This is a genomic window from Bradyrhizobium sp. P5_C11_2, from assembly GCF_054049755.1.
On record NZ_JBFULT010000167.1, the window covers coordinates 1 to 13,026 of the forward strand.

The 13,026-nt window shown below is 64.6% G+C and carries 11 protein-coding genes; 7 read left to right on the top strand and 4 right to left on the bottom strand.

The annotated features are described in order from the left end of the window. From ACXJL8_RS17560 to ACXJL8_RS17575, 4 genes are all read left to right on the top strand, one after another. The coding region (locus ACXJL8_RS17560) for an SMP-30/gluconolactonase/LRE family protein (protein ID WP_456685304.1) at window positions 1-190 on the top strand (190 nt) is incomplete at its 5' end. A gap of 166 nt (window positions 191-356) precedes the next feature. Next, complete coding sequence (locus ACXJL8_RS17565; protein ID WP_456621426.1) at window positions 357-1,196, top strand: aldo/keto reductase; 840 nt, start codon at window positions 357-359, stop codon at window positions 1,194-1,196. Between the two features lie 188 nt (window positions 1,197-1,384). After that, window positions 1,385-2,326 (top strand): DMT family transporter, encoded by a 942-nt coding sequence (locus tag ACXJL8_RS17570; RefSeq protein ID WP_456685305.1) that lies wholly within the window; start codon window positions 1,385-1,387, stop codon window positions 2,324-2,326. Between the two features lie 60 nt (window positions 2,327-2,386). Next, a complete protein-coding gene (locus tag ACXJL8_RS17575) occupies window positions 2,387-3,466 on the top strand; it encodes a zinc-binding dehydrogenase (RefSeq protein ID WP_456685306.1) in 1,080 nt (359 codons plus the stop codon). Between the two features lie 75 nt (window positions 3,467-3,541). Here the strand turns inward: ACXJL8_RS17575 and ppk2 are convergent, their stop codons facing one another. After that, window positions 3,542-4,462, bottom strand: a complete 921-nt coding sequence (gene ppk2, locus ACXJL8_RS17580; RefSeq protein ID WP_456621429.1) for a polyphosphate kinase 2 — start codon at window positions 4,460-4,462, stop codon at window positions 3,542-3,544. 96 nt (window positions 4,463-4,558) lie between these two features. Further along, window positions 4,559-5,020 (bottom strand): Lrp/AsnC family transcriptional regulator, encoded by a 462-nt coding sequence (locus tag ACXJL8_RS17585; protein ID WP_456621430.1) that lies wholly within the window; start codon window positions 5,018-5,020, stop codon window positions 4,559-4,561. Window positions 5,021-5,152: 132 nt separating this feature from the next. Here ACXJL8_RS17585 and ACXJL8_RS17590 point away from each other — a divergent pair, with 132 nt between their 5' ends. After that, entirely contained in the window at window positions 5,153-7,516 is a 2,364-nt protein-coding gene (locus ACXJL8_RS17590; protein ID WP_456685307.1) for a transketolase, read from the top strand. Between the two features lie 248 nt (window positions 7,517-7,764). Next, on the top strand, window positions 7,765-9,195 hold the full coding sequence (locus ACXJL8_RS17595) for an aldehyde dehydrogenase family protein (protein ID WP_456685308.1): 1,431 nt from the start codon (window positions 7,765-7,767) through the stop codon (window positions 9,193-9,195). A 370-nt stretch (window positions 9,196-9,565) separates the two neighbouring features. On the opposite strand, the gene ACXJL8_RS17600 is transcribed toward ACXJL8_RS17595, so the two are convergent. Further along, complete coding sequence (locus ACXJL8_RS17600) at window positions 9,566-10,546, bottom strand: SMP-30/gluconolactonase/LRE family protein (protein WP_456621433.1); 981 nt, start codon at window positions 10,544-10,546, stop codon at window positions 9,566-9,568. 91 nt (window positions 10,547-10,637) lie between these two features. Here ACXJL8_RS17600 and ACXJL8_RS17605 point away from each other — a divergent pair, with 91 nt between their 5' ends. Next, the gene (locus tag ACXJL8_RS17605) at window positions 10,638-11,462 is read left to right on the top strand and encodes an NAD-dependent epimerase/dehydratase family protein (protein WP_456685309.1); all 825 of its coding nucleotides are present in this window, start codon (window positions 10,638-10,640) and stop codon (window positions 11,460-11,462) included. A gap of 250 nt (window positions 11,463-11,712) precedes the next feature. Here ACXJL8_RS17605 and ACXJL8_RS17610 read toward each other — a convergent pair whose 3' ends face one another. Further along, complete coding sequence (locus tag ACXJL8_RS17610; protein ID WP_456685310.1) at window positions 11,713-12,996, bottom strand: MFS transporter; 1,284 nt, start codon at window positions 12,994-12,996, stop codon at window positions 11,713-11,715. Between the last annotated feature and the right edge of the window lie 30 nt (window positions 12,997-13,026).

Here is a 13,026-nt window from a genome sequence, read left to right on the forward strand (position 1 = left end):
GTTCGTCGGCCATGCCTCGCTCGGCCACGTCTTCGTGTTCGCGCCGAACGGCGAATTGATCGCGCGGATCAAGTCCTGTGCGGGGCCGAATTGCACCAATGTCGCGATCGGTGGCGCGAGCAAGGATCGGCTCTATATTACGGAGTCGGCGACGGGGAGCGTGCTGGTCGCGGATATCGGCGAATTGTAGCTCTTCGCCTCTCCCCGCTTGCGGGGAGAGGCCGGCGCGCGTAGCGCGGCGGGTGAGGGGGAGTCTCCGCGAGCCCGTCTGTCAGCGAATTCGCGGAAGCATGCCCCTCACCCCAACCCTCTCCCCGTAACAACGGGGAGAGGGAGAATGGACAGCGGAGAAGAAAATGAAATCAAATCCCTTCGGCAAGACCGGCGCCAACGTCTCCGTTATCGGGCAGGGCACCTGGTATCTCGACCATGGCGATCGCAAGCGCGCCATCGCGGCGCTTCAGCGCGGGCTAGATCTCGGCATGACTCATGTCGACACCGCCGAGATGTACGGCGATGCCGAGCTCGTCATTGCGGATGCGATTGCGGGCCGGCGCGACGAGGTGTTCCTGGTCTCGAAAGTGCTGCCGAGCAATGCGTCGCGCCGCGGCACCATCGCGGCCTGCGAGCGCTCGCTGAAGCGGCTGAAGACCGATCGTCTCGACTGCTATCTGCTGCATTGGCGCGGCTCCTATCCGCTGGAGGACACGGTTGCCGCATTCGAGGAGCTGGTGAAGGCGGGGAAGATCAAATCCTGGGGCGTCTCCAATTTCGACGCCGACGACCTCGACGAGATTCTCGACGTTGCCGGCGAGGGCAAGATCGCCTGCAATCAGGTGCTCTATCATCTCAAGGAGCGCGCGATCGAGCATGCGGTGATCCCCTGGTGCGAGCGGCACGGCGTCGCCGTGGTCGCCTATTCGCCGTTCGGCCATGACGATTTTCCGGACGCGCGCAGCAAGGGCGGCGCCGTGCTGGCGCGCATCGCAGAGGCGCATCGCGCGACGCCGCGTCAGGTCGCGCTGGGCTTTCTCACCCGTGCAACTACGGTGTTCGCGATTCCGAAGGCGTCGTCCGCGGAACACGCCGGCGAGAACGCCGCGGCCGGCGATCTCGTGCTGACGAAAGACGAGATTGCGGCGCTGGATGCGGCGTTTCCACGCGGTCCCAGGCCGCGCGGCCTGCCCATGCTGTAGTGCAGCAACGCCCAATGTTAACGGAGCATTGATGCGCGCGGAGCTCAGCGCATATCGGCATCCTGTTTTCGGAAGTTGTGAACGCGGCGCATTTGTCGTTTTTTACGACCGATCCCGATTCGCTATTTTCCAGAGTTCCAGCCGTGACACCGCCGCCCGCCGTAGCCGCAAGGCTCGACAGTATCTCCATGCCCATGCCGGAGAAGAAGCAGGAGACGCGCCGCGCGCCTGCGCGTGTCGATCATCCCTTCAAGGGCATCGCGCTCGTGCTGTTGTCGACGGTGTTTCTCGGTTGCTCCGACATCACCGCGAAATATCTGTCGACGAGCCTGCCGTCGATCGAGATCACCTGGATCCGCTTCCTCGTCTTCTCGCTGTTGTTCACGCCGGTGATGCTGCCGGCCTCGCCGCTCTATGCGATGCGCACCGAGCGGCTCGGCACGCAGGTGATGCGGGGCGCAGCTCTGCTCGGCTCCTCGTTGTTCTTCATCACAGGCCTCGGTTTCCTGCCGATCGCCGAGGCTTCTGCCACCGGCTTCGTCGCGCCGCTATTTGTGACCGCGGCCTCGATCCTCTTCCTCGGCGAGAAGGTCGGCATCCGCCGCTGGTTCGCCACCGCACTCGGTCTGATTGGTGTCCTGATCATCCYGCGCCCGGGCACCAGCGCATTTCATCCAGCCGCGTTCTTCCCGGTGATCTCGGCGGCCTGCTGGGCCGGCACGCTGATCCTGACCCGCATGATGAGCGGCCGCGAAGCCGTCGTCACCACCATGGCCYATTCCTCGCTGACCGGACTTGCGATCCTGACGGTGATGGTGCCGTTCGTCTGGGTCACGCCGTCCTGGAGCGCGATCGCGCTCGGCATCTTCATCGGCGTCGCCTCCACCGCGGGCCAGTGGATCGTCGTGCTTGCCTATCGCTATGGCGATGCCTCGGTGCTGGCGCCGTTCTCCTATACGCAATTGCTATGGGTCAGCATTCTGGGCTTCTTCGTCTTCGGCGAGCTGCCCGACGTCTGGACCATCATCGGCGCGGCCTTCATCGTCGCCAGCGGTCTCTACATCGCCCATCGCGAGCGCGTGCGCCGCGCCCAGCTCCTGGTGCTCGAAGAGCGTTCGCCGAACGCCTGACGCAATATCGCGCACGCCGCTTCGTGCTATCATCGGTTCCAACAACAAGGGAGGAGCCGGATGCGCGCCGCGATTTTCAGGAACGGTGAGATTGTCGTCGACCGGATGGAGCAGCCGAAGCCGGGCCCCGGTCAGGTGCTGGTCAAGACGCTCGCCTGCGGCATCTGCGGTTCCGATCTGCACGCACGCCAGCACGCCCATCGCATGGTGGAGATGGYGAGGAAGGTCGGGCGCAAGCCGATGGATCTGTCGCGCGATGTCGTGTTCGGCCATGAATTCTGCTGCGAGATCGTCGACTACGGCCCGGGCACCGAACGCAAGCTGAAGCGTGGCACGCGCGTCTGCTCGCTGCCGGCGCTCGTCACGCCGCAGGGCATCGAGGGTATCGGCTATTCCAACGACAATCTCGGCGGCTACGCCGAAGCGATGCTGCTGAGCGAGCCGCTGCTGCTGGAAGTGCCCAATGGCCTTGCGCCGGAACATGCCGCGCTCACCGAGCCGCTTGCCGTCGGCGTTCACGCCGTGGCCAAGGCCAACATTCGCGGCGGCGAGGTGCCGCTCGTCATCGGCTGCGGGCCGGTCGGGCTCGCGGTGATCGCGGCGCTGAAGATCAGGGGCCTGCATCCGATCGTCGCCGCAGACTATTCGCCGGCGCGGCGCGCGCTCGCAGCGCAGCTGGGCGCTGACGTCGTCGTCGATCCAAAGGTGTCGCAGCCCTACGCGAACTGGGCCGAGCACGCCCAGATGTCGGAGGCGGAGAGGGCGGCGCGGCCGCCGTTGCAGGCGATGTGGCCTGCCCTGAGGCCCGCGCTGATCTTCGAATGCGTCGGCGTGCCGGGCCTGTTGCAGCAGGTGTTCGAGGGCGCGCCGCGCGATGCCCGCGTCGTCGTGGTCGGCGTCTGCATGGAGACCGACAGGACCGAGCCGATGCTCGGCATCATGAAGGAGCTCAACGTTCAATATGTGCTCGGCTACACGCCCGAGGAGTTCGCGTATTCGCTGCGCCTGATCGCGGAAGGGCAGGTGGATGCAGCGGCGATGGTGACGGCGGAAGTGGGCCTCGACGGCGTCGCAAAGGCCTTTGCCGACCTCGCCAATCCCGAGGTGCACACCAAGATCATCGTGCAGCCATGGCGGTGATTTCTTCGTAGGGTGGGTTAGCCCGCGGCTGCGCGAAGCGCAGTCCGCCGGCTAACCCACCCTACGAGACCTTCGTCAATACTTCGACGGCACGTACATGTCCGGCGGAATCGGCCCGCGGTGATAGTCGGGGTTGCGGACGCGCGGCGGCAGCACCACGGGCACTCGGGCGACCTCCTGATACGGCATCTGGCTGAGCAGATGCGCGATGCAGTTGAGGCGCGCGCGCTTCTTGTCCACGGCATCGACGATCCACCACGGCGAGTCCGGAAGGTGCGTGTGCTCCAGCATCGTCTCCTTGGCCTTGGTGTACGCCTCCCAGCGGCTGCGGGCCTCGACGTCCATCGGGCTCAGCTTCCACTGCTTCAGCGGATCCCTGATGCGCATGCTGAAGCGGAACTGCTGCTCGTCGTCGGTGATCGAGAACCAGTATTTGACGAGAGTGATGCCGGAACGGATCAGCATCCGCTCGAATTCCGGCACGGTCTTGAAGAACTCCTGGTACTGCTCGTCGGTGCAGAAGCCCATGACGCGCTCGACGCCGGCGCGGTTGTACCAGCTGCGGTCGAACAGCACGATCTCGCCGCCGGCCGGCAGGTGGGACACGTAGCGCTGGAAATACCACTGCGTGCGCTCGCGCTCGCTCGGGGCGGGGAGGGCTGCGACCCGGCAGATGCGGGGATTGAGGCGCTGGGTGATGCGCTTGATGACGCCGCCCTTGCCGGCGGAATCGCGGCCCTCGAACAGCACGACGACCTTCTTCTTTTCGCTCTGGACCCAGTCCTGGAGCTTCACCAGCTCGCCCTGGAGCCGCAGCAGTTCCCTGAAATAGAGCCTGCGATCCACCGTCGGGCGGAGCGCGTCGGTCTCGTCCAGCAGTTCGTCGAGCCTGCTGTCGTCGAGCTCCATCTCCAGCTCCTCGTCGAGATCGTCGGTCATTTCCCGGATGATGCGCTCGCGTTTGGCCATTTCAGGGGTGCGGTCGGATGCGGTCATGGGTCCTTCTTTCGGCAGGGGGCCTGTCGCCCGTGACCATCGGCGGGGTTTATTGCGCCCATGTGACACCGGCCCCGAAATGGCCTGGTGGGGCAGTCACACCGGCAGCGCAATCGAATACTTCACCTGGCTGAGCGCGAAGCTCGATTCGATCGAGGCGATGCCGTCGAGCCGGGTCAGCTTGGTCTTCAGGAAGCTCTCGTAGGAGGCGAGGTCGGCTGCCACCACGCGCAGGAGGTAGTCGCGATTGCCGGTCATCAGATAGCATTCCAGCACCTCGTCCCATTTCGAGATCGCGCGCGCGAAGCGGTTGAGGTCCTCCTCCTTCTGCCGTGCCAGCTTGATCGAGATGAACACGCTGACATGCAGGCCTAGCGCCTTCTGGTCGACGGTGGCGATGTAGCGCGAGATGACGCCGCGCTCTTCGAGCAGCTTGACCCGGCGGTGGCAGGGCGAGACCGAGAGGCCGACCTTGTCGGCAAGCTCCTGCATGGTCAGACGGCTGTCGGTCTGGAGGTAGCTGAGGATTTTTCGATCGATGGCGTCGAGCGCGGGCATTGGGATGAAACCTATATTTCGGGGGTATGCATTGGTAAAATATCCCAATATCGGCGGGTATGGCGCGAAAAATTGAGAAGTTTGGTGCCGTCCGCAGGGGTATGATCGGGCCTTGTTTTTCGGAGCATCGCCATGCCCGTTGATTCCGCTCGTCTCGACACCCTGACCGCACTGTCCCGCAAGGCGCTGTGGCTGTCGTCCTGGACCATCCATCACGCCAACCATGTCCGCTCGAACGCGGACGGCCTCAAGGTCGGCGGCCATCAGGCCTCATCCGCCTCGCTCGCCACCATCATGTCGGCGCTGTATTTCCACGTGTTGAAACCTGAGGATCGCGTCGCGGTGAAGCCGCATGCGAGCCCGGTGTTCCACGCCATCCAGTATCTGTTCGGCCGGCAGACGCGCGAGAAGCTGGAGAATTTCCGCGGCTTCAAGGGCGCGCAGTCCTATCCCTCGCGCACCAAGGATATCGACGACGTCGATTTCTCGACCGGCTCGGTCGGCCTCGGCGTCGCGCAGACGCTGTTCGCCTCGCTGGTGCAGGACTACGTCAAGGCGCATGGCTGGATGAAGGATCGCCGCGAAGGGCGGATGATCGCGCTCGTCGGCGATGCCGAGATGGACGAGGGCAACATCTTCGAGGCGCTCGCGGAGGGCTGGAAGCACGGCCTGCGCAACACCTGGTGGGTGGTCGACTATAACCGCCAGTCGCTCGACGCCGTCGTGCGCGAAGGGCTCTGGGAAAAGTTCGAGACCATGTTCCRCAATTTCGGCTGGGACGTGGTGATCGTGAAATATGGCCGCCTGATGCGCGAGGCTTTTGCCGAGCCCGGCGGCGAGGCGCTGAAGCGCTGGATCGACAATTGCCCGAACGCGCTCTACGCGGCGCTGTGCTTCCAGGGCGGCGCGGCCTTCCGCAAGCATCTGCACGACGAGATCGGCGACCAGGGCCCGATCACCAAGCTGATCGACAAGCGCAGCGACGAGGAGCTGCTGGCGCTGATGTCGAATCTCGGCGGCCACGACATGGCGAGCATGCTGGAGGCCTTCGAATCCATCGACCACGACCGTCCGGTCTGCTTCATCGCCTACACCATCAAGGGCGTCGGCCTGCCGTTCCAGGGCCACAAGGACAACCATGCCGGCCTGATGACGGTCGCGCAGATGGAGAAATATCGCGAGAGCCAGAACATCCGCCCGGGCCACGAATGGGACAAGTACGAGGGCCTGGCGCAGGATGCCGCCGAGCTCGATGCCTTCCTCGCGCGCGTGCCGTTCAACCAGGACGGCCGCCGGCTGACCGCGCCCGTGGTCGAGGTGCCCCAGCAACTCGCCTTCAAGCCGTCGCCGCAGATGTCGACGCAGCAGGGCTTTGGCCTCGTCCTGAACGAAATCGCGCGCGCTGACAGCGAGCTGGCAAAACGCATCGTGACGACGTCGCCGGACGTGACCGTCTCGACCAATCTCGGTCCCTGGGTGAACCGGCGCGGCCTGTTCGCAAGCGCCGAAAAGGCGGACTTATTCCGCAGCGAGAAAATTCCCTCCACGTTCAACTGGGACGCCTCGCCGAAGGGCCAGCATCTCGAGCTCGGCATCGCCGAGATGAACCTGTTCATCATGCTCTCGGCGCTTGGCCTCTCGCACCAGATCAACGGCGAGCGGCTCTTGCCGGTCGGTACACTCTACGATCCCTTCATCGAGCGCGGTCTCGATGCACTGAACTACGCCTGCTACCAGGACGCGCGCTTCATGGTGGCGGCGACGCCGTCCGGCATTACGCTCGCGCCCGAGGGCGGCGCGCATCAGTCGATCGCGACGCCGCTGATCGGCATGGCGCAGGACGGGCTCGCCTCGTTCGAGCCGGCTTTCGTCGACGAGCTCGCCGTGATCATGGGCTGGGGGTTCAGCCACATGCAGCGCGATCCGGGCGAGGGCGGTTCCGTGTACCTGCGGCTCTCGACGCGCAGCATCGAGCAGGCGCAGCGGATCATGACGCCGGAGCTTCAGCAGGGCATCACCGACGGCGCCTATTGGCTGCGCAAGCCGGGCCCCAATGCCGAACTCGTGATCGCCTATACCGGCGCGGTGGCGCCCGAAGCGATCGAGGCGACCGGCTTCATCGGCGAGAGCCGGCGCGACATCGGCCTGCTCGCGATCACATCGGCCGACCGCCTGCATGCGGGATGGACCACCGCACGGAAATTGCGGCGTGACAGGCGCGGCGTGCAGCACCTCAGCCACATCGAGAAGCTGCTGGCGCCGCTGCCGCGCGACTGCGGCATCGTGACCGTGATCGACGGCCATCCGGCAGCGCTCGGCTGGCTCGGCAGCGTCCGCGGCCATCGCGTCGAGGCGCTCGGTGTCGAGCAGTTCGGCCAGACCGGCACCATCACCGACCTCTACCGCCACTACGGCCTGGACGCCAACGCCATCATCGATGCGGCCGAAAGCCTCACCACCGGCGCGCCGGTGCTGCATCGGAAGATGGCGGTCTAGTCGAGGTAACCGTGCTGTCATTCCGGGGCGATGCGAAGCATCGAACCCGGAATCTCGAGATTCCGGGTTCGCGCTGATGCGCGCCCCGGAATGACGGCGGAGCCACCTTGCCACGTTCCCGCCATCCGCTCATATAACCTCCGTCCGCCGCAACGCTGGCCCCGCATATGGCGGGTTCAATTGCCGGCGCTTTCGTGCAAGGATGCCTGCCGAAACGCCCCCTCCAAGCCCCCAAGAAGAGGTTAACGATGGTCAATCGCATGCAATTCTACATCGACGGCGCCTGGGTCGATCCCGCCGTCAAGAAGTCCACCGCCGTGGTCAATCCGGCGACGGAAGAGGCGATGTACGAGGTTGCGCTGGGCTCCAAGGCCGATGTCGACAAGGCGGTCGCCGCCGCCAAGCGCGCCTTTGCAACGTTCTCCCAGACCAGCCGCGACGAGCGCGTGGCGCTGCTCACGAAAGTCATCGAGGTCTACAAGGGCCGCCTCAAGGAGATCGGCGCCGCCGTCTCGGACGAAATGGGCGCGCCGCTGCCGATGGCCGAAAAACTCCAGGCCGGCGCCGGCCTCGGCCATCTCATGACCACGCTCGACGTGCTCAAGAACTATCATTTCGAGGAACCGGTCGGCACCGCCATGGTGCTGCGTGAGCCGGTCGGCGTGGTCGGCATGATCACCCCCTGGAACTGGCCGCTCAACCAGATCGCCTRCAAGGTTGCGCCCGCGCTCGCCGCCGGCTGCACCATGATCCTGAAGCCGTCGGAGTTTACGCCGACCTCGGCGCTGATCTTCGCGGAAATCCTCCACGAAGCCGGCGTGCCGAAGGGCGTGTTCAACCTCGTCAACGGTCTCGGCCCCGAGGTCGGTGCCGCCATGAGCGAGCATCCCGATATCGACATGATCTCGTTCACCGGCTCGACCCGCGCCGGCATCGACGTTGCCAAGCGCGCTGCGCCGACCGTGAAGCGCGTCAGCCAGGAGCTCGGCGGCAAGTCGCCGAACGTCATCCTCGAAGGCGCCGACCTCACGAAGGCGGTGACCGGCGGCGTGATGCACATGTTCAACAACTCCGGCCAGTCCTGCAACGCGCCCTCGCGCATGATCGTGCCGCTGTCGAAGATGAAGGAAGTCGCCGCGATCGCGAAGGCTGTCGCCGACAAGACCAAGGCCGGTGATCCCCGCGCCGAAGGCACCAGCATCGGCCCCGTGGTCAACCGCGGCCAGTGGGACAAGATCCAGGCGCTGATCAAGAAGGGCATCGACGAGGGCGCTACCCTCGTCGCCGGCGGCCCGGGCCTGCCCGAGGGCGTCAACAAGGGCTTCTATGTCCGTCCGACCATCTTCGCCGATGTCACTCCTGACATGACGATCGCGCGCGAGGAGATCTTCGGACCGGTGCTGACCATCCTCGGCGCCAAGGATGAAGCCGAGGCCGTGCACATCGCCAACGACACGCCCTACGGCCTCGCGGGCTATGTCTCGGGCGCTTCGGTCGAGGACGCCAAGCGCGTCGGCCGCCAGATCCGCGCCGGCAACGTCAACCTGCAAGGCGTGCCCAACGACCGCACCGCGCCGTTCGGCGGCTACAAGCAGTCCGGCAACGGCCGCGAGTGGGGCAAGTACGGCCTCGAGGATTTCCTCGAAGTGAAGGCGGTTGCGGGCTTCAACGCGGCGTAAGGCTTATCGCCTGAACAATGATGACGCCGGAGCGGGAAGCCGCTCCGGCGTTTTTCGTTTGTCCGTCGTCATTGCGAGGAGCTCTTGCGACGAAGCAATCCAGACTATCTCCGCGGAAAGACTCTGGATTGCTTCGCTTCGCTCGCAATGACGGAGGAGGGATCCTGTAGGGTGGGCAAAGGAGCGCTCTTCGCGCGACGTGCCCACCACTGCGCGACGAACCGGAAATGGTGGGCACGCTTCGCTTTGTCCACCCTACGAGACTGTGCTCACATCGGGAAAGAATCCTAGCCCGCATGGAGCGAAGCGTAATGCGGGGGACAGTTTCCCGGATTGCGCTTCGCTCCATCCGGGCTACGGGAAGCAGCGCCTATCCGCCCAACGCACCTTGCGTGTTGACATACAGCGCGTAGATCGACTGGCTCGCCGCCATGAACAGCCGGTTGCGCTGGACGCCGCCGAAGCAGAGATTGGCGCAGCGTTCGGGCAGCGCGATGCGGCCGATCATGACGCCGTCGGGCGCGAACACGACCACGCCGTCGAGCTCGGGATCGCCCATGCCCCAGCCGCACCAGAGATTGCCGTCGATGTCGCAGCGCATGCCGTCCGGCGTGCCCGGACCCGCGTCGATGAAAACGCGCTTGTTCGAAATCGTGGTGCCGTCCGCCGAGACGTCATAGGCGAGGATTTTTCGGTTCGGTTGCCCACGCGATTCCACGACGTACAAAATCTTCTCATCAGGCGAGAAGCACAGTCCGTTCGGCCCGAGCACGCCCTCGGCAACGATGGTCGCCTTGCCGGTCGAAGGATCGAGCCGGTAGACGTTCGGGTTGATCTCGGGCTCGGCCTTGTAGCCCTCGTAATTGCCGAGCAGGCCGAAGGTCGGATCGGTGAACCAGATCGCGCCGTCGGATTTTACGACAACGTCGTTGGGCGAGTTGAGCTTCTTGCCGCCGAACGAATCCATCAGCACCGTGATGCTGCCGTCATACTCGGTGCGGGTCACGCGTCGCCCGCCATGCTCGCAGGTGACGAGACGGCCCTGGCGATCCCGGGTATTGCCGTTGGCAAAGTTGGAAGGCTTGCGGAAGACCGAGACCGCACCGGTCTCTTCCTCCCATTTGATGATGCGCTGGTTCGGGATATCGCTGCACAGGAGATAGCGTCCGTCGCCGAACCAGACCGGACCCTCGGCCCAGCGCAGGCCGGTCGCCAGCCGCTCCACCGCCGAAAGTTTTAGCCAGTATTTTTCGAAGCGGGGGTCCAGTGCTTTTATCGCCGGATCGGGGTAATAGGTCGCCGGCCGCCAGCCTTGCGGCGATCCTTGGGTGTGGGACGATGCATCGTTCATGTGCAATTCTCGTTGTTGCGTTCCCTCTGTCCAAGTCTGCTAGCATCAGTTATCTACGGCCGCAAATCGGTCACCACAGGCGAGGGAAGACATGCCGCGTATTTTGATGACGGGAGCTTCGGGCGGAATCGGCACGAGCCTGCGAAAACTGCTGCCGCCGATCTATCCGGATCTCCTGCTCTCCGACATCAAGCCTCCCGCCGATCTCGGCGCGAACGAAAAATTCAAGGCGGCGGATCTCGCCGATCTCGCGCAGTGCGAGACGATCTGCGAGGGCGTCGACGGCATCATCCATTTCGGCGGCTATTCGGTCGAAGGCACCTGGGACCAAATCCTCCAGGCCAACATCATCGGCGGCTACAATCTGTTCGAGGCCGCCTACCGCAAGGGCGTCAAGCGCGTGGTGTTCGCCTCGTCCAACCACGCCRTCGGCTTTTATCCCCGCCACCACAAGATCGGGACCGACGTCACCCCGCGCCCCGACGGCCGTTATGGCGTCAGCAAGGTGTTCGGCGAGGCCGTCGGTGCGCTCTACGCCGACAAGCACGGCCTGAAGGTGACGTGCCTGCGCATCGGCAATTTCGGCGACATGCCGCTCGACCAGCGCCGGCTCTCGATCTGGCTGAAGCCCGACGACCTCGTGCAGCTCTGCCGCATCGGGCTCGAACATCCCGACATCCATTTCGAGGTGTTCTACGGCGCCTCGCTCAACGAGCGCGCCTGGTGGGACAACCACCGCGCTTACGAGTTCGGCTACCGCCCGACGGGACGCGCCGAGGATTTCCGCGAGCACGCGATGGCGGAGCAGGCGAAGCTCAAGGCGGACCCGGTCGGCGACCACTACCAGGGCGGCGCATTCTGCAGCAACGAGTTCGACGGCGACGCGAGCCGCGTCATTGATTGGAACAAGCGGTAGGGGATGACGAGATAGCTTGAGCTGCCACCGCGACGCAGGTGTGCTCCCTCGCCCCGTTCTTACGGGGAGAGGGTCGGGGTGAGGGGAGTCTCCACGGGGACGGTGACAGTCGGACTCGCGGAGCGTCCCCCTCACCCGGAATTCCCGCTTTCAGCGCGAATTCCGGCCTCTCCCCGCACGCGGGGAGAGGCGAAGGCAAGCCGCCCCTCGATTGCGTCGCGCCAACTAACCCTCGTCACGCGCGATCTGCCTAGACAACGCGTTTGCCGGCCTGGGCCGCGATCGGCCTCTGCACAAAATACATCAGGATCAGCGAAATCACCGCCGTGGTCACGACGACGTATCCCAGCCGGTCGAAATGCCGGAGCGTGCCGTCGGCGTCCTGGGCGATGAGCGCGGCGGCGAGCACGGAGCCGAGCCCGCCGGAGAGTTGTTGCAGCGAGGCGCCGACCGCGCTGAAGGAGCCGCGCTGTGTCGGCTCGGGGATTGCGGAAATCAACGCCTGCGATGGGATCATTCGTGAAAAGATGCCGACGAACATCAGGACGTTGACCAGGATCGCGACCGTCAGGCTCACCTGACCGAGATGCGTGTAGATCAGCACCATGACGATGGACATGGCGCTGCCGAAGACAAAGGTGGGATATTTGCCGAAGGCATCGCTGGCGCGTCCCACCAGCGGTCCGATGACGATGCTGAACAGGCCGGAGACGAGATAGATCGTCGGCAGATGAACGATGTCGATGCCGAGATTGTGCACCGTGTAGGCGCTGCCGAACGGCATCAGCATGTAGCCGCCGGTCGCCAGTAGCGTCGTCACCGCGAACGCCATCCAATAGCGTGGCTGCGCGACCGTTGCGATCAGGTGCTGGAACGGGTTTTGATCCTGCTTCAGCGCGAGATGGCCGTTCACCGGTTTCATCAGGAACAGCACGGCGGCCATCCCGATCACCGACAGGCCGACCAGCGCGCCGAACGCGACGTGCCAGTTCCAATGGTTGGAGAGAAAAAGACCGGCCGGGATGCCGAGCACCTGGCTTGCCGCGAAGGCGGTTTGCACGAAGCCCATCACGCGGCCGCGCAATTGCAGCGCAAAGAGATCGGTGACGATGGCGAGCACGACGGAGCCGATCACACCGCCGAACAGGCCGGTGACGATCCGCCCGAACAGCAGCACATGATAGTTGGGAGCGATCGCGCAAAGCGCCGTTCCGAGGGTGAAGCCGACATAGAAAAACAACAGCAGCCATTTGCGATCGAACCGATCGGCAAAGCCGGCCGCCAGGATGCCGGAAACTCCCGCGCTGAATGCGTAGGCCGAGACCGCCACCCCGAACTGGGCGGCGGAAATATCGAGCGCCGGCATGATGATGGCGCCGAGCGGCGACATGATCATGAAGTCGATGATGATCGTGAACTGGACCAGCGCCAGCAGCGCAACGAGGATCGCCTGGTAGCGCGAAAAGCCGCGGGATAACTCTTGTCGCTGGTCTTGCCGCTGGTCGATCGGCTCCGTCAGGGTTTGTTCGGTCATGACATTTCATTCGGAAGGGAAGGGTGGGGA

Bases quoted from the DNA above. Each gene is read 5' to 3' on its own strand.
- ACXJL8_RS17610 (WP_456685310.1), bottom strand. From the start codon at position 12,996: ATGACCGAACAAACCCTGACGGAGCCGATCGACCAGCGGCAAGACCAG.
- ppk2 (WP_456621429.1), bottom strand. From the start codon at position 4,462: ATGACCGCATCCGACCGCACCCCTGAAATGGCCAAACGCGAGCGCATC.
- ACXJL8_RS17565 (WP_456621426.1), top strand. From the start codon at position 357: ATGAAATCAAATCCCTTCGGCAAGACCGGCGCCAACGTCTCCGTTATC.
- ACXJL8_RS17585 (WP_456621430.1), bottom strand. From the start codon at position 5,020: ATGCCCGCGCTCGACGCCATCGATCGAAAAATCCTCAGCTACCTCCAG.
- ACXJL8_RS17600 (WP_456621433.1), bottom strand. From the start codon at position 10,546: ATGAACGATGCATCGTCCCACACCCAAGGATCGCCGCAAGGCTGGCGG.